Below are 23,083 nucleotides of genomic sequence, written 5' to 3' on the forward strand. Positions count from 1 at the left end.
TTTTTTGAAGTATTATGCCTGGATCTTTAAATACTGACCACCTTTTTGTAGGATTAACGAGACCGCCACTTCTCTTTGGTGTGAGTTATAATTTTTTTATAGTTAATGCGCTTGTCTGTATGTTGATGTATATCATGACAGCTAAATTTTTATATTTGGTAATTGCGTTTCCAATCCACGGTATAGGTTATTATATATGCTCAAAGGAACCTTTGTTCATAGAATTATTTAAGGTAAGGGCTGAAAAATGTTCAAAATGCAAGAATAAGTTTTTCCACGGAGCTAATTCGTATGATCCATTTTAATTTTAATATATGTGAATAGAGGGTAATGAGATTTTTTTCAGCTAAACCAGAGAAAAATAGCTTAATTAATAGGGAGTATCCATTTAGTGGGTTTGTTCCGTATTTGTATCATTTGGATAAAAATGTCGTTTATACTAAAAAAAATCAGTTAGTTCAGGTCATAAAGCTTGGAGGTTTTTCTTTTGAAACTGCAGACGATGATGATGTTGATATTAAAAAAAATATAAGAAATTTTCTTTTTAAAGGAATGGCAGATCCTAGTATTAGTCTATATTTTCACATAATTAGGAAAAAACAAGATGTCTATGAAGGTTCACTGGGAAATATAAATATGCCAGATGGCTTTGCAAGTTTTTTAGATGATAAATGGATACAAAAGCATAAAAATCAGAAAGGCTTTGTAAATGAATTGTATATAACTGTTTCGTGTAAAGTTAAAAGAAATTTTAACGTGTCATTCATTAATGATTTTTTTGAAAAGTTCTCTAAGAATCCTAAGAAAAGAACAGAAGATGAATCTATGGTAGAGGGTTTTGAGCAATTGCAGGAGGCTACTAATAGAATAGTGAATTCACTCAGGCAATATAGTCCAGAGTTACTTGGTATAGTGGAAAGAGGTAATCAAAGCTATTCTGAGATAATTGAATTTTTTAGCAATATCGTAAATTGTGGTAGTAATTCAAATTCACTTGTTGGGTTTGGTAGGCTTGATAATTTAGTTAGTAACGAAAGGCTTTATTTTGGTAAAAAAGCTATAGAAATAAAAGGTATTAATGGTAAATCAAAATTTGCAGGAATGGTAAGTTTGAAGGAGTATAGTCAAAAGACATGGGCAGGAATGATGGATAGTTTTTTGCAAATGCCATTTGAATTTGTTGTAACTCAATCTTTTCAGTTTATTAATAGGCAAATAGCAATTGCAAAAATGCAATTGCAACAAAATAGAATGATTCAGGCTGGTGATAAGGCTATATCGCAAATTGCAGGTATTTCCGAGGCATTAGATATGGCTATGGGAGGTGAAATTGCATTTGGAACGCATCACTTGTCTGTTATGTGTATAGCTGATAATTTAAAGGAGCTGGAAAATTCATTATCAATGGCTTCAGTTGAGCTTACAAATACTGGTGGTGTTGGAGTGAGAGAGCGTGTAAATATGGAGCCTGCTTTCTGGGCACAATTGCCATGTAATGATGATTTTATCGTAAGGTCTTCAACTATTAATACCTTGAATTTAGCTGCTTTTAATTCTTTTCATAATTATCCAACAGGTAAGAAATTTAATAATCATTGGGGAGATGCTGTTACTGTTATGGATACAACGTCTGGCACGCCATATTACTTTAATTTTCACTTAAGAGATGTTGGTCACACTACAATAATTGGACCAACAGGTGCAGGTAAGACGGTATTAATGAATTTTTTATGTGCTCAGGCTCAGAAATACCAGTGCAGATTGTTTTTCTTTGATAAAGATAGAGGTGCTGAAATTTTTTTAAGAGCATTAGGGGGCGAATATACAGTTATTGATCCAAGTAAAAAATGTAACTTTAATCCATTAAAATTGGATGATAGAGGGGAAAATAAGACTTTTTTATATGATTGGCTTAAGCAATTAGTTTCTGTAAATGGAGAGGCAATTACTGCTCAGGACATTGATTTGCTAAGTCGTGCAGTTGAAGGTAATTTTAAATTGGAAAAGAAGGATAGAAAATTATCTAACATAGCTGCATTTTTAGGTATGTCTGGCCCAGGAACGCTTGCAGGTAGGTTGGCTATGTGGCATTCTGGAGGTTCGCATGCAAGTATTTTTGATAATGATGATGATGTGATAGATTTTGGCAAATCTAGTGTATTTGGCTTTGAGATGGCCGAATTATTAAAAGATAAAGCAAGTTTGGGCCCAGTATTATCGTACATATTTCACAGGATTAATTTATCACTTGATGGAACGCCAAGTATGATAGTATTGGATGAAGCTTGGGCCCTTATAGATAATCCAATTTTTGCACCAAGAATTAAGGATTGGTTGAAGGTGTTGAGGAAATTAAATACATTTGTTGTTTTTGCTACACAAAGCGTGGAGGATGCTAGTAAAAGTCAAATCAGTGATACTTTGATACAGCAAACTGCAACTCAAATATTTTTACCAAATTTAAAAGCGACTGATGTATATAAAAAATCCTTTATGTTAAGTGAAAGAGAATATCAGTTGATTAAAACTACTGATCCAGGAACAAGATATTTTTTGATTAAACAGGGTAATGATGCAGTTGTAGCAAAAATTGATTTAAGTGGAATGAATGAAGTGGTAGATATATTATCTGGTAGAGCAGATACGGTTGTTGTTTTAGATGAGGTGAGAAAAAAATATGGAAATAATCCAAATGTTTGGATTCCTAAATTTTCAGAAAAACTAAAAGAAATTAGGTCAAAAAAATGAGATATTTAAGGTTATTTATAATTTTCTTCTTTTTAATTTTTTTAAATAGACAAGAAGCTTATAGTTTTGATTCAATGATAGATTATGAAAACAAAACAAGGGATGGTAGCTCATGGTTTTCGCATATTGATAATTGTTTTAGCTCTGGTAAAGCGATATTTCAGCTATCTGTTGGTGATTTTAATAACGTCAGCATTCCGCATTATTTGAAAGAAAATAACTCTGTGGATAAATCTTCTAGAGCTGGTTGGTCAGAATTAGCTACTATAGGTAGAGCTATACTCTATATGGATGCTTTGTTATCTTTTTCTCCGGCCAGTATATTTGCGTTAATTGCCATAGGTATTGAATATATTATAATGCTTGACGTATGTACTAATGCATACATCATTGCTCCTCATGAATATGCTAATATTGCGCTAGGGTATAAATGCGATCCTACAAAAAGTGATGGTAATGTAAAATTTGTGCAAGGAAGTAATCCTTTACCACCTCTCACTGCTGTTGATGTGCCATTTTTTTATCATTGTGATCCAAAATATGACCCTGGTACTGGTGACCCTCATACTGATGGTGAATTGGCTTCAAGTGATCCTGATTATAAGGAGAAACTCGATAATACTTATGGTTATATGCAAGAAGCTTCTCCATATTGTACTAATCAGTATGGTAAATTAGTAGGGCCTAATGCTAAGGGTATTAGCGGCAACAGTTTTCCAAGTGATGCTCCAACAGATTTGAAAAAATTGTCTAGTGGTCATGCTTTAGTTTATTATACTAACGTTATTAGTAGGATAGCTAAGGTATCGCCAGGAGATCTTGGTATAGCTACTGGTGCTGGTGCAATGGCCGGAGGTATGATAGGGGCGGCTATAGTGGATATAATTCTAATCGTGGCTAATTTATTTAGAGATCAACATGATTCGTGTACCTTTCAACCAGATGGTGATTTGTATGATATTACTGGGAAGAGTGATGCTAAAGGATTTTTTCAATTTATAGGTTATTATAGATTTAACTCTGATATTGGTAAGGTTCAATTATGCGTTGCTGCGCCGTATACGTTATTTCCTGTTAAAATTGGTTGTACCTATGTTCCTCCGCCAGTGAGTTTAGTGGATGTGCCTAATTTAAATGTTGGAGAGGGTACGAGATGTGAATATTTTAGTAACGGCAGAACGGATTTAAAAAGTTTGGGATTATATCTAAATAAGGAAGGGGTGCCTGATGATGAGCATGGTAATAAGAAATCAGTTTCAAATTTTTTGATGAGTGAAATGCATATCACAAGTACCACAGTTGGTTGTATTTTAGATTTACTTGAGAGAGTATTTATAAATCCTAATTCTGAGTCAGGATTTTTTACAGAAATCCAAAAAAACCTTAAAAAAATTGTTCTTGCTGCGATAACTTTGTATTTATGTCTTACAGGAATTAAAATAATGAATTCTGGGGGAGCCTTAAAGAGAAGTGATTATTTAATGTTTGCTATTAAATTGGCGCTGGTTGTTTATTTTACCTTGGGTAACGCGTGGTTTGCCGTGGATGAAAAAGGAAATAAAGTTGGAATTTATTATGGTATAATCGACGGTTCTCAGCAAATAGCAAGTTATTTTATGGGAGCGCAAAATATGTCAGACCCCTTGGGACATTGCAGATTTCAGTATGAGAGTGAACAATTATTGAGTCAAAGAAAGATATCAGCTACAGGTGGCATTTCTCCTACTGCAGGTGCTAATGGTGTTGTTGAAATGACGGTATGGGATTTAATTGATTGTAGATTGATAAACTATTTAAATATGGGAACCTGTAATTATTCATTTGCTGGACTTATTGCGATATGGTCAATTACTGCGTTAATTTTAGTCAGTGGTATAGGTTTTGTATTGTGTATAGCGATGTTTATTTACACATATATGTTACTGAAGATTATTTTTAAATTTACGCACATATTTATCCTTTCAATGTTCTCGATTACCATATTGGTTGCTGTATCTCCGATTATGATAACTTTTGCACTATTTGATTTTACAAAAGGTATTTATGATACATGGTCTAAGATGCTTTTGGGCTACATTATTTATCCTGGATTGCATTTTGCTTTCATTGCATTGATGCTTGCAACGTTTGATAATATTTATTTTGGAGATCTGAAAATGGATCCTCAATCACCTAGTATTTTTGTGCAATGTAAAGATAAAGGTTCGTCAGAAAGTCCTATATGTGCAATTGCGAACAATGTTAGTAATAATAATACTGTAGACAATTCCATGAAAGATATGTGCGATATGGATATTGGACATGTAATAAAGGGTTTGTATGAAACGACTGATTTATGGATATTAGGTACATTTACTAAAATGAGCTCTTCTGTGGTAGATGCGCTATTTTTAACAATGCTCAAATTAGCATTGATGGCATTTTTATTCTTCATGTTAATGAATACAATTTCTACATTTTTTGCTTATTTAACTGGTGTTGAATCTGTTGCTGGGCTCGCTAAGGGAGATTTATCGGGAGCATTTAAAAAAGCATTTGGAACAATGGCTAAAAGTCCACTCAAGGCTGTTAAAAAAGCTGTAAGTAAAGGAGGTAGTGGTGCCAAAAAAGGTGATAGTAAATGATAAGCAAGCAACATAATCATTGTATAATGTCAATATGAGGATTTTAAGGAGATGATTAAATGAAACATATTATAAAGATCATTGTTAATAAATGCTTCTTACTATGTTTAGGATTGTTGTTGGTTTTAACTAACATCTTTTTCGGATTTGCTGAAAGTATAAATTTTCAGGATTGCTATATGCCGTGGGACTATGGAGATTCTCAAAAAAGTTATATATATGTCAGACCTCATGGAAGTAGATGTGATAAAATATGTGAAAATCAATGTAGAGAATTTGCTCAACCGAGTGAATTTAGTAGTGTTGATTGCCAAAAAAGAAACGGAAATGATTGCCTTGAGTTGTCTAAATCAGGTATACCGAACAGCTTAACTGGTGCACAATTGAATCAGGATATAATAGATGATTGTGTGGTAAAGTGCAGGAAAGGACAAATATTTTCTAGTCAATATAGGATTAAAGATGATAGTGACTCAAATGTTTTTGGGTGGAAATGGTCAGGTAGTCAAATTTCTACACTTACGGCATGCGACACTTCAGGTGAAACTAATGATGAGTCTGTTGATTTTGCATATTTTCCAATAAATTTTGATGTTAAGCAGGGCGATAAGGTAAAATTCAGCTTAGCTAATTCAGATAGTCCTTATGGAAATACAATTTTTTTAGGTGGATTTGAAACTAAGAGAATAACCCCTGATTATTGGTATACTAAGCCTGAACAAGAAACTAAGCCAGGAAGCTGGAATGCAAGGGTTTCGCAATGGAAGGATACAGGTATTAAATTAAAAGATGGTGATTATTTAAGAGTTGCTTATGGAGGGAAATTTTTTGGTAATTACGTAGGCAAAGATAAAGGCGCTCTATTGCCATTCACTTCGGATAAAATGTATAATCCTGATAAATCAGATTTAGATTTAACATTTAATGGTTCTTGTTTTGGCGGTAAAAATTATTTTCCTGGGGAAGAATTATCAACATGTTATTACGTTTCTGACAATCAGAAGTCTTATTGTATAAATAAAAATAATCAAACCATTGATTGTTCAGGACAAAATAATAATCAGTGTAGTGGAATATCTAGTGAAGGAATCAAAGAGCAAGATCCTACTTCTTGCTCTTTAAGAGGAACAAGAACTACATTAATTAGAAAAAGCTTAAATATAAATGGATGGAGCGCTAGTTATGTTCCTTTAGATAAGTTTGAGTTTCAAGGTTATTTAAATGGATATACCAGCCGAGACGATACTTTTCAAATTAAGTACAAGGATGATTATACTGAGGTGACTCAATGCGATAATTCCGGTACGGGACAGGGGGAGTGTACAAAGAAAGATCATTGGCCAAATTGTGGAGTATTCCATGATAGTTGTTGTGTTGAATATGAAACTTTGTATTATCAACATTGTAATACATCAGTTAATGGTAAGCCAATTGGGCAACAGGATAAGACAGTTGAAGTTGATCAACAAACTTATGATAAGGGTAGTATAATCACAAATAATGTTATTCAAAGAGATTATAGCAATAATTTTGGTGGATATGAGGTTGAGATAAGTAGAAAAGGTAGTCCATACTCTAATGGCGATGGTCTGCAGTATACTATTGCTGGTGCTGTTGGGGATGGTAAAAATGAAGAAAGAAGGTATGAGCCTTGGGATAAGAATTTAAAGTGGAATGATGCTAAAGATTATGTGTACGGAGACAAAAGTGATCAGGAGATTGCAATTGATAAAGATGGAAAGATATATTTTAGGATAAACCCAGATTTAATAAAGTATGGTAGAGAGTCAACATTAGGTTCGTACGGCGTCATCGTGAACAAAAAAGATACTCCTAGTAATAGTATATCTAATGTTATATCAGATATTGTGAATCAAGTTACTACTTTTTTCATTGGTGATGATGGTAATAAAATGAACTCTGGTAAAGTTCAGTATATATTTAATAAATTAATTCAGAGCCCTCTGATAATTAATGGAATTAGAGCTTTATTGGTTTTATATCTAGTATATACAGGAATTAGTTACATGATAGGGTTCGCACAAGTTACCCAAAAAGAAGCAATGAATAGAACTTTAAAGATAGCTTTTGTCGTCATGATAATTTCGCCAAATAGTTGGACATTTTTTAATACCTATTTATTTAGTACATTATTAAATGGGAGTATGGAGTTAACTTATGATATTGTGAGGCCATTTACTGATATTCAAAAAATAGACGTTGAAAGTGCGACACATAGTGAATTAGTAAAAGCAGTTTTTGGGATGTTTGATGAAATTTTTCATCAATTATTTAATAATGCAATATGGACAAAAATATGGGCATTAACATGTACAAACTTAGTTGGAATATTGATAGCAATTTTAATGATTATAGCGATTATAAGTTATCTAATATGTGCATTGCGTGTCATTGTTACATATTTGTATTCTATGATAACTTTATGCGTGTTGTTTATATTAGCGCCAATTTTTATCTCTTTTATGTTATTTGAAAAGACATCTAAATTATTCAGATCGTGGATTAACAATATGATATCAATGGTATTTCAACCACTTTTTGCGTTTACGGCCCTTGCTATACTTCATCAAATTTTTGTTTTAACATTGCATGCAGCTTTAAGTTTTACGGCTTGCCCAACATGTTTATTATCATTTGACATATTTGGAACATATTTATGTCTGCCATGGAAAAATGCATGGTGGGTTGCTTTATATGGTGCGCATTTTCCATTGGAAGCTTCTATGTCTTCACCAGTTAATTTATTACTTCCAGTTTTTGCAGTATTGATTGTTGTACAGGCTATGGATGGAATGGTTAGATTGGCATCTGGCTTTGCAAATAAGATAGCTACAAGTAGTTTTTATGGATTTGATTTAGAAGCGGTTGCAGTAAGTGCACAGTCCTATGCTGGTGGTATGATTTCTAAAGCGGCTAATACTATGTTAGGCACTGGTGATTATGCCCTGAAGGATAGATCTAAAGATAAAGGCGATGACAAAGATAATAAGAAGGGTGATGATAAAAAAGGAAACTCAGATAAAGTTCAGAGGAAATGATGACTAAAGGAAAAATGAAAATATTTTTTAAATTTTTATTATTTTTACTTTTAATGCATAGTGTCACCTTTGCTGATATAGCTAATGCTGATGATTGCACTGGTATTGCTGATAATTATCAGGGTAGTTGTTACATGGCGTATGATTTTGGATTTTCGGCAGGAACAATGATTATTAAATCTAATTGTGGGTGCAAGGATTTAAATTCAAAAGATCCAAAATGTGGGGAATGTCAGTGGCAAAAATTTGATCCAGAATTTTTTACTAAAGGAAACACTAGTTTAGAAAGTGATGCAAATAATATAGCGATAACCGTAGAAGGTGGTTGGAAGCCATGGGGTGATTTAGAAATTGATGGAAAATATTGTCCATTTAACACGTGTGGTGAAAGTGTTGGGGGAGGTTGTTTTCCGGATGGAAAAGAGATAGATAAGGGGAATAAACAGGAGAACTTACCTTGCTGTATAAAAGATGGATATGGTATATATGGTTTAATTGCATTAAATGGCACTGATCCTAATGCTGCACAAGTATTGGGTAGTGATTATTTTAGAACTTTTAGAGTAGGGCCATTAAAAGAAACGCAATACAACCCCAGCACCTCTAGTGGAGATTCTTCTGATAATGTTACAATAAAAACGTATGTAGTAGATCATGTTGAAAGATGGGATGGAGCAAGTAAATCATTTATTCAGGAGCCGATTCCAAGTGGCGGAGTAATATATTTTAAAGTAGAAGATTCATATTATAGAGATAACGTTGGATCTTATAAGATTAGGATTGATAATGGAGCTTTTATCAAAAAAGTAGGCTTTGTTGAAGAGTTGATTGATTTTTTTAAAGACACATTTACAAAAGTATCGGACATTATATATCAGAATATAGTTAAAGACTCTAGTTTTAGGACAATACTAAGGATATTGCTTGTGTTGTTTGTGATATTTACAGTAATATTTTTTATGCTTGGTTTAATTGAAATTAATCAAACAGAGCTAATTATAAGATTGTTTAAAATTGGCGTTATATCTACTGTTATTTCTGATCCAACCTTAAATGCTATACCTGATTTATTTAGAGGATTGATAAGCGCCACCATAGACATATCTACAATAATTATGCAGTCATCAATGTTTGACCCTGTTACTAACAGACCATTATTACCTTTTCCGGAATTAAATACTGTTTTTTCTGCATATGATGATGTTATTGAAATGGTAATATCAAAAGCCTTTAATGTTAAAATATGGGGTATATTATTTACGAGCAAATTCTATTTAATAATTGGTATATATATCTGTGTTATTTTGATGTTTATGGGAATGTGGAGATCGTTGGTGCAATACATAATGAGCTTTTTCTTATTAGCATTGTTGATTATTTTGTTACCGATTTTTATAGTAACTATCTTATTTAAACAAACCATTCATTTCTTTGATCATTGGATAGAACAATTTATATCTTCATGTGTGATGATGATAGTTGTAACAGCAACAGTTGCATTGATGTTAAGCTTAATAATTACACAATTACAAAACTTATTGTACTATTCAGTTTGTTGGGAAACTATATTCAGTTGGGAGCCACTCGGTATTACTATTATTGATTTTAAATTTTGGAAAGCAAGCAATGATAGTGAATTTTCTAATGCTGTAACGCCGCTTAAGTTTTTTTATGTCTTAATTTCTTCTGTGTTATTTAGAGTATATATGGATTTTGTGCCTGAGCTTGTTGATGCTTTGGGTGGTGTCGATAAAAAACCTCTAAAAGGTATGTATGAAGGCACAATGGCAGCATTTGATGGATTTGTTAAGGATGAAATATATGGTTCGAAGGCTTATAAATTGTTAGATAAAAAAGTATTGTCACCTATACAGCAAAGGATGGGATTGATGCATTATGTTGATAGAGCATCACATATAACTTTAGGTACTGAGAAAGATAGTGTAATTAAGGGAGCAAAGGGAGTAGTTGAGAAGGCAGCTGGAGTTACTGCAATGTGGAGTGCTTTTACTGGTGATATTAATAGTGATCTTGGAGTATATGACATTAAAAAAGAGCAACAAAAAGTTGCAGAAGGATTAAAGGATCTTAAAAGTAAAGTAGGGGACTTTTCTAAAAAATTTGCTGAATTGAGAAAATCACTCAAAAAAGGTGATGAGCAGAAAAATAGAGACTTAATGCAAAAAATGTTATCAGGGGATAAGAAAATTTTGGATAAGAGTGTAGAAAGATTAGATAAGACATATGAGCAATTGAAAGGAGAAAAAGGAAAAATCTTAAATGCAAAAGAATTGCTTGAAAATAAGCTCGATGCCTTGGAGAATAAGCAAGGTCAATTAGATCAAGGTCGTAAAGATCTAACTGTAGAAAGGCAAAGGTTAGATGATATTCAAAGAAATGATACAGAGTTAATGCAATTAAAGGGACAGCGTGATCCGTTAGATATAAATAAAGTAGAAGAAAGATATCAACAGTTACTTCAAGAAAGGTTTGGCGATCAGGAAAGGAGTATAGCACAAAAACAACAGCAATTAGAAAGAGATGCGTCATCTCTTGAGCAAGAAAGGCAGAATTTTGCACAGCAATTTACTAAGCATCAGCAAAACGCTGAAACATATAACGAAAATCTGCAAAAATTTGAAGGTGAAAGAAATTTAGTGCAACAACAATATCAATTATATGAGGAGCAACAAAGAGTTCTTAATGGTGGCGTAAGTAAATACGAAATTGAAGATGGATTAGTAAATACTAAGGAATAAATGAACCAAACGGTTGGGTTATTTGAAAAAAGACAAGAGGAGCTTTCTAGTTCTCAAACTCAATTAGCAGAACAGTTAAGACAATTAGATGATCTAAATAAAGAATTGGAGCAACAAAGACAATTAGCAGAGCAACTTGCTAAAGAAGTGCAAAAAAATAAGAGTGAGGTCACAGATGAGACAGAAGCTCCGCAATTAAAACTTAATCAGGCCTTAGAGAATAGATATCAAGAGCAACAAAGTAATGTTGAGCAGTTACAAGCTCAGATTGACGAAGGAAGGGAGGCCTATAATCGAAATTTTGAAACTCAAGTTCAGGAGTATAATAAATATTCAGAGGATATGGCAAGAGCTAAAGAGGAGGTAAGTAATACTCAATACATGTATGACCTGCAAAAATCTGAGCTAGATGCGTATAAGGGTTCTGTTCAAGATAAGTGGGGTAGTGAAGGTTTGTATCTAGAGCCACAACAGCAAGCTCTTGGAGAAGTCCAAGTGCAAGATCAGCATCTTGAAACTGCAATGGAGAAGATAATGAAAATTCAGGAGGAAGCTGAAAGATATCAAGAAAAGATAGATCATATGAAAAAATTAGAAGAAGAAATTTTTGAAGAAATGAGAAGGATAAAATAGAGAATGATTTATTTTTATTAAATTACTTGCAAGAACTCGTAATGTTCATTATAAATTTATAACGTTATAATTTTGTATTAATATTCAATTAAAGTCATGATAGATAATCCTTGGGGTAGTAATTTGGATAATAAAAATTCTGAAAATGAAGATAATAATACAAAAGAGTCACTAAAAAAGACTCAAGAAAAGATCATAGGTTATATTAATTTTAACAATAAAAAGAAAGGTAGTCATTTTGGAATGATATATGTGGCTTTAGTATTGTTAGCATTAATATGGCTCTCAACAGGATTTTTTACTGTAGATACGGATGAGGAGGGGATAATAATGAGATTCGGTAAATATAGTAGAGAGGTAAAGCCTGGTCTAAATTATAAATTACCAAGTCCTATTGAAACGGTTGAAAAAGTAAGTGTAACTAGGATTAAAAAGGATATTATTGGCAAAATTACTGATCCAATTGGAGTTTCCAAGACTAATTATTTAGGCGTAGATGATTCGAAGCAAAATGAAAATGATTTAAGTTATCCTAAAGAAAGTCAGATGCTGACTGGAGATGAAAACATAATTGATATGCATTTTTATGTACAGTGGAAGATTATGAATGCAAAAAATTATTTATTCAATATAAAGGATGGCACAAGTGAGAATATTGTTAAAAGTGCTGCTGAAAGTGTAATGAGGCAGGTAATTAGTGAGGTAACGCTATCAGAAGCATTATCTGAAAAAAGGCTGCTAATTGAGCAGGATGTTAAAAATGGATTGCAAAAGATAATGGATTCATATGGTTCTGGGATTGAAATTGTTAGTGTGGGGATTTTATATAGTTATGTTGGGCCAGAAGTAAGGGATGCATACCGTGATGTACAATCAGCAAAGGCTGATAGAGAAAGATTTATCAATCAAGCGCAAGCCTATAGGAATGAGATTATACCAAAAGCTAAAGGTGAGGGTGCTACATTGGTTGAAAAAGCCCTAGCATATAAAGAATCTACCATATCTAAGGCTTATGGTGAGGCAACTAAGTTTAATGAAATTTTCAAAGCTTACTCGGTTGATAAAGACATTACGAAAAAAAGAATGTATTTAGATACAATGGAAAAAGTTTATCAAGATACTAATAAAATTATTATTGATAAAGATATATCCAAAGGTATATTGCCATTTTTACCGCTTAATAAGATGGATAACAAATAATGATAATAAATAAAATTGAGGTATGATGAGAAAAGTTCAAAGTGGGTTGCTTATTGCGTTTATAATAATGCTTTTTCTTGTAGCTAATTCAATTTATGTCTTAGATCAAAGGAAGATAGCAATTATTATACAGTTTGGTGAAGTAATTAATGAGGTAGTAGAGCCTGGATTAAAAGTTAAATTACCACTAGTTCAAGATGTGAAATTTTTTGACAAGAGGATACAAAATTTAACGTTTAAAATGAGTGAGAACAGTGAGGTTGTTGCCTTTGATCAAAAGACAATGAAGGTGGATGCATATGCAAAATATAAAATAGTTAATCCAAAAAGTTTTTATGAAGCAGTGCAGGATGATTATAAATTCAGAGTTAGATTAGAATCTATAATTGAATCTGGAATTAGAGAAGTAATTGGTAGGGTAAAATTTATTGAAATTTTGGGTTCTAAGAGAAATAAAATCAGAGAAGATGTAATTGATATAGTAAATGAAAACGTCAGAAGTTTTGGAGTTGATATTGTTGATGTTAGGCTTATTAGGGTCAATTTACCAGATAAAGCTAGAAATGCTGTTTATGAAAGGATGATAACAGAAAGGCAGAAAGAAGCTAAAGAAATTAGGGCAATAGGACATCAGGAGAGTGAAATTATCAAGGCTAAATCTGACAAAGAGAGGACAATTCTTATTGCAGAAGCGAATAAAGAAGCAGAAATTATTAAAGGGCAGGGTGATGCTGAAGCCATTAACATATATGCGCAAGCATATAGTAAGGATAGAGATTTTTATGAATATTACAAATCATTAGACATATACAAGAATTTATTTAATGAAAATTCATCTTTAGTACTTTCGTCAGATAATAAATTTTTAAAGTATTTTAATAATTAGTAATTTTTAAAATAATTATAGATAAATGAAAAAATTAAAAATTGGTGTTTTATTTGGTGGTTTGTCCGCTGAGCATGAAGTTTCAATAAAATCAGCAATTTCTATAATTAAAAACCTTAATGTAGCTAAATATTTTATTATTCCTATATATATTGATACTGATGGTAAGTGGCATTATATAAATTTGAACTCATTAGTAAATGAGTCAGAGATTGACTTAGCTCATCATATTACAAAGTGTATAAACCAGATTAAGTGCCAAGAAAATTATAATTATAATTGCATTAAGCCTGTAGATTTCAATGAAATAAATCAATCAGTTGATGTGCTTTTCCCTATTATACATGGAAAAACCGGAGAGGATGGTATACTGCAAGGTTTTTTTGAGTTGCTAGATATCCCATATGTGAGCTCAAATATTTTGAGCTCATCAATTACAATGGATAAGGAATTTACTAAAATGATACTAAAAGGGAGCGGTACCTTGGTTGCACCATATATTAGTATTAAAGAGTATCAGTATGGCAATGAAGAAAAGAAGAGCAATTTTATTCAATATATCAGTCAAAATTTTTCTTATCCTCTTTTTGTTAAACCTGCAAATGGAGGTTCTAGTATTGGTATTGAAAAGGTAAAGCAATTTGATGACCTAGTGGGTAGTATTGAAAATGCCTTTAAATATGACAATAAAATTTTAGTTGAACAAGGGATTTTGGGTAAAGAAATAGAAGTATCTGTACTCGAAAACATTGATGATTATGACAAACCTATAATCAGTTATCCTGGAGAGTTAATTCCAAAAGATGAGTTTTACAGCTACAAAGCTAAATATATAATGAAGGATGGTGCAAAATTTCAAATTCCTGCAATATTAGATGATCCTATAGTAAATATTATTAGAGAAAAAGCTGGAGAAATTTTTAAAATTTTAGAATGTAATTGTCTTGCAAGGGTAGATTTTTTTCTTGAAACTAAAAGCAATAGATTATTTTTTAGTGAGATAAACACACTTCCTGGATTTACAGAAATTAGTCTATATCCTAAATTATTAGATCATTATGGAATCAAATATAAAGATTTACTAGACAAATTAATCGCACTATCACTAAAGAAGCATAAACTTAGTAGGCTAAAAAATAAAAATTCTATTGATATTTTGAGCTCTATCAAATTAAATTAGAGTAAGGAGTGATTTTTTGAACATGCTGGATATCATTAATTATATAATAGCGGGATACTTTGGATTAATAATAGGTAATTTTGCAACGTCTTTTTACTTTAGAGTTCCAAGAAACATTCCACTGATGGGTTTTAATTACGCAAACCCTATCCCTCCTAGATGTTCAACGTGTAACCATTATTTAAAATTGAAAGAATACATTCCAATTTTTGGATATATTTTTTGTAAAGGTAGGTGTAATCATTGTAGTTCAAAAATTGATTTTAGTTATTTTATTATTGAAATTCTCTCATTATTTTTGTCTTTATTTTGCTACTATAGCTTTAGCTTCCTTGATTGGTATATAATTTTTGTCCTATATGGAATAGTATCTCTAATGATGTCTTTAAACCTTAATTTTAGCCATGAGGTAAATATTAAATTTTTAATATTTAATATTTTTTTAGCGATAATATATAAAACGCTATTAAATTTAACAGTTTATGATTGGGTTTTTAAAATAGCCATTTGCTCAATTTTTTATACATTGTATATGAATATATCCAATAGAAATAGTTTAGGTGGTATAAATCTGGAATTGTTGAAAATTTTTTCGGTGGCATTCTTTTGGTTTGATTTGAATTTGATGATATCATATGCTCTACTGATGATATTAATCTATTTTATGTATGTTAAATTCAATATGAAATTTGCTAAATATCTATATTCTAGTAGTTATGTATTAATATTCTTTATGACAATAATTAATCATTTGATAACGTCGCAATGGTAGAGTATACAAGCAATAAAGCAAGTGTGGTGGTATTAAATAAAGATTATTATGATAAGGCACTGAATTGGTTTTTCTTTAAATATGTAAATATTAATATTTATGTAAGATATACGTTAATAGTTGCTGTAATATTAAGCATAGCTACTTTGATGATTTATAAGACAGCTACTTTTAATATGGATGTTAGGAGGTATCCATTTCCAATATATTTTGACAATGAGGTGGAGTATTACCCAAAAATTCAAAGTACAGGGATAAAAAATGAAAATATCAATTTATCAATAGCGAGATATCTGATAATAAATTACATAAAGACAAGAGAAGAATTTGATTCTAATAGTCTGGATTCTGGCAAATTAAATGAGAGGCTAAATTACATAAATAATATTTCATCTCTTATAGTGTTTCAGGAATATTTTAAATTTATTAATATTGATGATAATCCAGAAAGTCCATTGTTGAAATATAGATATAAAAATAGTAGGATAATCGAGATTAGTAATGTAGAATTTTTGAAAAAAGTTACTGTACCTTCATATGCAAAAGTATCTTACAGAATTCGCTCATTAATTAATGGTAAAGAGGCGATTGAAGAAAAGGTAGCTGAAATTAATTTTTTCATGTCGGAAATTAATAAAAAATTTATGGATTCAAAGAAAAGTATAAATTTTTTGATAACTAGTTATAAAGATTGATACGTTTAATAATTTTATGAAAAATAAATACTTAAGAAGTCTTTTTGTTTTCCTGTTGTTTTTAAATATTAGTATTTATAGTAATGCAACTGTGATGCCTAGATCAATGGGAGGGGAGGATAGGATCAAAATAATTAACTACGTACCAAACGCGGTTTTTAGGTATATTGGTCATTATTATTATCAAACCATTATAGAGTTTTCTCTTGATGAGGAAATTCAGACTATAACTATGGGCACCCCTACTCCTTGGCAAATTATTCCTGCTGGAAATAGAATTTTTCTTAAACCGATTGAAGATGATGCAACTACAAATATGACTGTAATTACAAATAAAAGAATGTATTTTTTTGAAATGCATGCCAAGAATGCAGACAGTATAAATGATCCTGATTTGGCATTTATTATAAAATTTGTATATCCTAGTGAGACGAATTATTCCTCAATAAAAAATGTAGAAAGTAACAGTGGACCTGATTTAACGAAGCCAGAGTTATATAATTTTGAGTATAAGATTAGTGGTAGTGCGGTGAACATTGAACCAACCCAAATCTTTGATGATGGCAGATTTACGTATCTGAAATTCAGGGAGATAAATGCGGAATTGCCTGCTGTATTTTTTGTGAATAATGATGGGAGTGAAGCTCTTGTAAATTACAGAGTTGAAAAAGGATATATTGTAATAGAAAGGGTGGCAAGTAGATATACATTAAGGCATGGCAATGATGTAATATGTGTTTTCAATGAAAAGCCATTACTTCGTAATAATAGTAGTATAAAAAAATAGTTTCTGCGCATATTTATTTAGATGTCTTATTTAATGAAAAGTTTTAAGTTATTTATGGCTGTGGTCATAATATGCATGATGATTTTTATTTCAATTTCGATCCTTACATACAATAAATTGGATCCATCTGCATTAAATGCAACTGGAACTCTTGATGTACATAATTTTTTCGGTAACTATGGAGCTAATATTTCAGATATTATGCTCCAGACTTTTGGGTATTCAATCATACTGCCAATAGTGTTTTTCTTTATATTCGCCGTCAAGATACTGAATAATTTACCAAACAAATTTTTTATATACAGAACTATAGGTATTTTGTTTGCAACGTTAATACTCGCAATAATATTTTCTTTGATATCAATAAATAGTATCGTTTTTAACATTGGATATGGTGGATTTATAGGTGATTACCTTAAGCAATTACTATTGATTCATATTAAGAAAGACATATTATTATTTTCACTTATAGGTATACTTATTGTTATTAGTATTATTTGTCTAGGACTTACTTTTAGTGAGTGGAGAAGTATATTTAAGTGTATAGCTTTTAGTATAAGAGTACTATTTAAATGCATCAAATTTGCCATTGCTAAACTATCTAGTCAAAGAAAAAAATTTGATGAAGAAGCTTTTAATGAAAATATGGTAAAGGCAGATAATCCAATAATGAATAAAAAGCCAGAGATAGTAAAAAAGATTGATAATAATGATGATAAATTAACATTACCATCTGTTGAGATATTGGATAAAATTTCTGAACATTCAAGTTCAAGAAATTCATCTAATAATGAGCGGGTTAAAGAGAATAGTGAAAGTTTGAAAAAAGTTTTAAAAGACTACGGTATTAAGGGAGAAATGTTAAATTATAGCGTTGGTCCAGTTGTGACTTTGTTTGAACTTGAGCCTGCTGCAGGTACGAAAGCTTCAAGAGTAATTGGATTATCTGATGATATAGCAAGGTCTATGAGTGCAGTATCGACGAGAATTGCTGTAATACCTGGTAAAAATGCGTTAGGTATTGAGATACCAAATGATAAAAGAGAGATAATATATTTGCGAGAGCTAATAGAAAGTAGGGAATATAAAAATAATAACTATAAATTACCATTGGTATTGGGAAAATCTATATCTGGTGCGCCAGTCATTACTGATTTGGCAAAAATGCCTCACCTTCTTGTAGCAGGGACGACTGGTTCTGGAAAGTCAGTAGCAATCAATACTATGATTTTATCATTATTATATTCTTGCACAGTTAAGCAGTGCAGATTTGTGATGATAGACCCTAAAATGTTGGAATTATCAGTGTATGACGGCATACCACATCTTCTTTCACCAGTTGTAACTGAAGCAAAAAAAGCAGTTGGAGCTTTAAAATGGGTTGTTCAAGAAATGGAAAGAAGATATAGAGCGATGGCTTCTCTTGGAGTTAGAAATATTATGGGGTTTAATGAATTATTATTGCAGGCCAATAAAAAAGGAACAACACTCAAAAAAGTTATACAAACCGGTTTTGATCCTGAAACTGGCGAACCAACATTTGAAGAGGTTGATTTAGGAAATGAACAATTGCCTTACATTGTAGTCATAGTGGATGAAATGGCAGATTTGATGTTAGTTGCTGGTAAGGAAATTGAAGGGTATATTCAGAGAATTGCTCAAATGGCTAGAGCCTCTGGCATTCATTTAATTATGGCAACACAAAGACCATCTGTAGATGTAATTACAGGTGTGATTAAAGCTAATTTCCCCACAAGAATTAGCTTCCATGTTACCTCAAAGATTGATAGTAGAACAATATTAGGGGAACAAGGGGCTGAGCAACTTTTGGGAATGGGCGACATGTTATATATGATGCCAGGTGGTCACATAACAAGAGTACATGGTCCTTTTGTCAGCGATCTTGAAGTTGAAAATGTTGTAAAGCAGTTAAAGAAAAATAGTTCTGGCGATTATGATGTTGATTTTAATTCCCTAATAATTACGGATAATAACTCGTTAGGTGGTGGTGCTAATTCAGTTTTTGAGGATAAAGATGGAGGGGATTTATATCAACAGGCCATAAAAATAGTAATAGATGAAAAAAGGCCAACTACCAGCTACATTCAAAGAAGATTAAAAATAGGGTATAATAAAGCGGCCTCATTAATTGAGCAAATGGAAAATGATGGAATAATTAGCCCTGCAAATTCTCAAGGAAAAAGAGAAATTCTAAGAAATAAATAAAAAACTGCAGTTAAAAATTATCAAGATATTAAATGTTAAAATTAAAAAATACTATTTCACTTGAGATATTCAATTTATTAATATCTGTTTTTATAGCTTTATTTTTAAATTTACCGCTCTGGAATTTTTTTTATAATCTAGTTACTATTAACAAGCTTTTTTCACTAAATTTTTTATTAATATTTTTTATTGTTTTAGTATGTTTTATATACTTTGCAATTTCTCTTTTTTCATTTCGTTATATCCATAAATTATTTCTATCATTGATTTTAATTTGTGGTTCGTTAGCTCAATATTTCATGCTGAAATATGGAGTTATAATTGATAGCTCAATGATTCAAAATGTATTAGAGACGGATTTAAAAGAATCTTTTGAATTATTTACGTATAAAATGCTCGTGATGGTTTTATTTTTTGGCATAATACCTTCATTTGCTGTTTATAAAATAAAAATAAAATATCCTATTAAAATATTTGGCTATATCAAATTTTACCTTTTCAGCTTTTTAGCATTAGTAATTTTTATATCTGTGATATTTGTTCAATACAAAACATTTGTGTCTATTTTTAGAAATCACAAAGATATTATATTCAGAATTATACCAAATAATTACATCAATGGTATTTATCAAAATATAATTTTATTGCTTCCGGAACAAAGTATAAAATCAATATCAAGTAAAGCAAATAAGAATCAAGCTTGGCAATATCACCAGAGAAAGGCTATATTTGTATTCGTAATTGGTGAAGCAGCAAGAGCTAGTAACTTTTCATTAAATGGCTACGTAAAGGAAACAAATCCAAATTTAAAAAAAGATGATATAATAAATTTCAGCAATTTTTATTCATGCGGAACCACTACAGCTGTCTCAGTGCCATGTATATTTTCCTCACTTAATAAATCAAATTTTAGTAAGGCAAAATTTAAAAATAATGATAATTTATTAAAGTTAATTAAGAACTCGGGATTTAACACTTTATGGATAGATAATAATAGTGGGTGCAAATCTGCTTGTAATGATGTGAAAACTATAGAAATGGAGTCATATTTAAACGATGGTTTAGACAGAGAAATTTATGATGAGGAGATGTTGAATATTTTTCAAAAATTTATTAAACAAAACAGTAAAGATGATCTATTTATTGTTTTACATCAAAAAGGCAGTCATGGTCCTGCATACTATAAGAGAACACCAGATAATTTTCATAAATTTAAACCTATTTGTAAATCAATTGAGTTGCAGCAATGTTCGTCAGAAGAGATAACCAATGGTTATGATAACACAATATTATACACAGACTATTTCTTATCACAGGTAATTTCAATATTAAAAGAGAATAATGATGCGGATACAGCAATGTTCTACGTCTCTGATCATGGACAATCTCTAGGAGAAGATGGTATTTATTTGCATGGAATGCCATACTTAGTTGCACCGAAGCATCAAAAACATATTCCAATGATTATATGGTTATCAGAAAATTTTACGATGGATTTTGGTATTGATAAGGGGTGTGTTTCAAAGCAGGTAGAAAAAGAATTTTCTCATGATAATTTATTTCATTCGATTTTGGATTTATTAAAAATTGACACGAAAGCTCTAAAGAATAGCCTGAGCTTTTTTCAAAATTGCAAAGTTAAATAGCAAAAGAAATTAAGATTTATACCTTCTATTGATATTTATATGACAATCTAACATTTTGCATTTAAGGCGTATGTAAGGTTGAATCTTGATTAGTATACCTAGCTCTAGTTTGAGTTATTTTTATAATCTTTTATTCAATGCAATAGTTATATTCTCTTTTTCAACATAGTGGCGCTGTGTTAATCGCTATCCCACAAGGGTACATAAAATCAAAGAAACTCTATTTTTTCTGTAACTTATCTTTGCCAAAAGCAACAAGTATTTTATCTATTATAATCACAAATAAATTATTACTTATAACGCTAGTAGACGTAGCAAATGGATCTATCACAATATACATACTTGTAATTAATAATGACATTTCAGGAGTAAAATTAAATATATCCACCATTAAAGGAACCATTATAAACACAGTTCCACCAGGTACACCAGCGCCTGAAAATTTTGTTACCATAAATAAAAAAGCAAATAGTGGTATTTTTTCTGTTGGTAGGGAAAAACCAAAAATATTTAATACTATAACTATTAAAAATGGGATTATAATACAATCACCAATCATATGGATATTTACAGTTACCGGCATAAAAAAATCAGAAAACCTATTACTTATAGTATTTTTATGTGATGCCTTTAGTGAAAAGGGAAGTGCCATTAGACTTGACATACTTGATAAAGCCGTTAAAACAGCTGGTAGAATATTTACAGTAATTCTATACCCCTTAGTTATAGAAAAGCCTGAGGCAATTAATAGAAGTGCTACTAGATAAGTTATTAAAACTGTGAACATAGTAGCAAATAGAGATGCATTTTTGATTAATATTTCAAAAATTCCATCATTTATCATTTTTAATGTCATGCCAAAAATAAATAATGGTAGCATTGGAATAAAGACATTTTTCAATATAAAGTTGCTTATTTTTGTTATAAACGACACAAAATTTTCTATTGGCATAAAACTCTTTTTATAGCCAATAAAACCAAGTGCAAATCCAATGTATAACGCTTGTTCATTTGTGATAAATTTTGGAATAGGAAAAGAAAATAAATTTAATAGCGATGAACTGGCTTGTATAGGGGTAAATAAAGCATTAACATTTATCAGAAAGTTAGCAAGATTTAGTGATCCAAGTGTATGTAAAAAATTTGAACTACAAATAAATAAAATAATTGCAGGAAAAAACAAAATTGAATAATTTTTCATCTCTACAATTGCGCGATATATTGAACTAATAATCAAAGCGGGCAAAATAAATACTAAGATATTTCGCAATAGCAAACTAATTGAATAGCTAAATGATTTAAAATCATGTGAAAGGTAAGGGTATAATAGATAAGCAAAAATAATAGCTGTTATTATAAAAATTTGGATTTTAATTTTACTGAATGCCTTTATGAAATTATACCTCTAGATAAGTAATTTTATTGTATCGCTGAAAATGAAAAAATTATGCAGGTTAAGGGCAAATATGCAAAATCATATCTACTCAAAAAACATTTTAGCAACAGATGGAACTATACCTAAAAGCAATCCTGAGAGCAAGTTATAATGCAATTAATTGAGAAGTATTTATAAATTTATAATTATGCAGGACTTATGATAAGTCACACCATTCTATTTATACAAAAGAATCAATAATTACTTAATAAAACTAAAGGATATAGTTATGGGTATTGTACATTTATACGTATACGAAGATCACAAAGCAATCTTAAATATAATTGCAATAAGGAAGGAATATCAATTAAGTGGATTTGGAAGTTTATCCATAAAAAAGATTGAACAACTTTTTTTTAAAAAAAATAAAACATTATTATATGTAAATACTTCAGAGAGAACATAGCCATTTTATCAAAAATTAGCCTTTATT

Annotated in this window: 16 protein-coding genes; 15 read left to right on the top strand and 1 reads right to left on the bottom strand. The window is 30.8% G+C overall.

From position 1 onward, the window contains the following. Positions 1–14: 14 nt before the first annotated feature. The 14 genes from N3Z17_RS03320 to N3Z17_RS03380 all read left to right on the top strand — a co-directional run bounded on the left by N3Z17_RS03320 (position 15) and on the right by N3Z17_RS03380 (position 21,215). Positions 15–305, top strand: a complete 291-nt coding sequence (locus N3Z17_RS03320; protein ID WP_272906043.1) for a VirB3 family type IV secretion system protein — start codon at positions 15–17, stop codon at positions 303–305. Positions 306–330: 25 nt separating this feature from the next. Further along, on the top strand, positions 331–2,748 hold the full coding sequence (locus N3Z17_RS03325; protein ID WP_282472586.1) for a VirB4 family type IV secretion/conjugal transfer ATPase: 2,418 nt from the start codon (positions 331–333) through the stop codon (positions 2,746–2,748). After that, positions 2,745–5,372: a TrbL/VirB6 family protein gene (locus N3Z17_RS03330; RefSeq protein WP_282472587.1), complete on the top strand. Its 2,628-nt coding sequence runs from the start codon at positions 2,745–2,747 to the stop codon at positions 5,370–5,372. Before N3Z17_RS03325 ends, N3Z17_RS03330 begins: the two co-directional genes overlap by 4 nt. Positions 5,373–5,431: 59 nt before the next feature. After that, entirely contained in the window at positions 5,432–8,431 is a 3,000-nt protein-coding gene (locus N3Z17_RS03335; protein WP_282472588.1) for a TrbL/VirB6 family protein, read from the top strand. A 14-nt stretch (positions 8,432–8,445) separates the two neighbouring features. Next, a complete protein-coding gene (locus N3Z17_RS03340; protein ID WP_282472589.1) occupies positions 8,446–11,190 on the top strand; it encodes a TrbL/VirB6 family protein in 2,745 nt (914 codons plus the stop codon). Continuing rightward, on the top strand, positions 11,191–11,823 hold the full coding sequence (locus tag N3Z17_RS03345; protein WP_282472590.1) for a coiled-coil domain-containing protein: 633 nt from the start codon (positions 11,191–11,193) through the stop codon (positions 11,821–11,823). It abuts the gene before it with no gap. 96 nt (positions 11,824–11,919) lie between these two features. Further along, positions 11,920–13,023 (top strand): FtsH protease activity modulator HflK, encoded by a 1,104-nt coding sequence (gene hflK / locus N3Z17_RS03350; protein WP_282472591.1) that lies wholly within the window; start codon positions 11,920–11,922, stop codon positions 13,021–13,023. A 22-nt stretch (positions 13,024–13,045) separates the two neighbouring features. After that, positions 13,046–13,909 carry a protease modulator HflC gene (gene hflC / locus N3Z17_RS03355; RefSeq protein ID WP_282472592.1) on the top strand — a complete coding sequence of 288 codons (864 nt, stop codon included), beginning with the start codon at positions 13,046–13,048 and terminating at the stop codon, positions 13,907–13,909. 25 nt (positions 13,910–13,934) lie between these two features. Continuing rightward, positions 13,935–15,089: a D-alanine--D-alanine ligase family protein gene (locus tag N3Z17_RS03360; protein WP_282472593.1), complete on the top strand. Its 1,155-nt coding sequence runs from the start codon at positions 13,935–13,937 to the stop codon at positions 15,087–15,089. A gap of 22 nt (positions 15,090–15,111) precedes the next feature. Further along, on the top strand, positions 15,112–15,861 hold the full coding sequence (locus N3Z17_RS07620; protein WP_410519597.1) for a prepilin peptidase: 750 nt from the start codon (positions 15,112–15,114) through the stop codon (positions 15,859–15,861). Beyond that, a complete protein-coding gene (locus tag N3Z17_RS03365; protein ID WP_282472594.1) occupies positions 15,855–16,556 on the top strand; it encodes a hypothetical protein in 702 nt (233 codons plus the stop codon). Before N3Z17_RS07620 ends, N3Z17_RS03365 begins: the two co-directional genes overlap by 7 nt. A 16-nt stretch (positions 16,557–16,572) precedes the next feature. Further along, complete coding sequence (gene virB9 / locus N3Z17_RS03370; RefSeq protein ID WP_282472595.1) at positions 16,573–17,343, top strand: P-type conjugative transfer protein VirB9; 771 nt, start codon at positions 16,573–16,575, stop codon at positions 17,341–17,343. Positions 17,344–17,364: 21 nt separating this feature from the next. Beyond that, positions 17,365–19,569, top strand: a complete 2,205-nt coding sequence (locus N3Z17_RS03375) for an FtsK/SpoIIIE family DNA translocase (RefSeq protein ID WP_282472596.1) — start codon at positions 17,365–17,367, stop codon at positions 19,567–19,569. A gap of 32 nt (positions 19,570–19,601) precedes the next feature. Next, complete coding sequence (locus N3Z17_RS03380) at positions 19,602–21,215, top strand: phosphoethanolamine transferase (protein ID WP_282472597.1); 1,614 nt, start codon at positions 19,602–19,604, stop codon at positions 21,213–21,215. 220 nt (positions 21,216–21,435) lie between these two features. On the opposite strand, the gene N3Z17_RS03385 is transcribed toward N3Z17_RS03380, so the two are convergent. Continuing rightward, positions 21,436–22,608: a cation:dicarboxylate symporter family transporter gene (locus N3Z17_RS03385; RefSeq protein WP_345799034.1), complete on the bottom strand. Its 1,173-nt coding sequence runs from the start codon at positions 22,606–22,608 to the stop codon at positions 21,436–21,438. Positions 22,609–22,858: 250 nt separating this feature from the next. On the opposite strand from N3Z17_RS03385, the gene N3Z17_RS03390 reads away from it, so the two are divergent. Continuing rightward, the gene (locus N3Z17_RS03390; protein ID WP_345799035.1) at positions 22,859–23,056 is read left to right on the top strand and encodes a GNAT family N-acetyltransferase; all 198 of its coding nucleotides are present in this window, start codon (positions 22,859–22,861) and stop codon (positions 23,054–23,056) included. The last annotated feature ends 27 nt before the right edge of the window (positions 23,057–23,083 follow it).

This window comes from Candidatus Bandiella numerosa, from assembly GCF_029981845.1.
Lineage (GTDB): Bacteria > Pseudomonadota > Alphaproteobacteria > Rickettsiales > Midichloriaceae > Aquirickettsia > Aquirickettsia numerosa.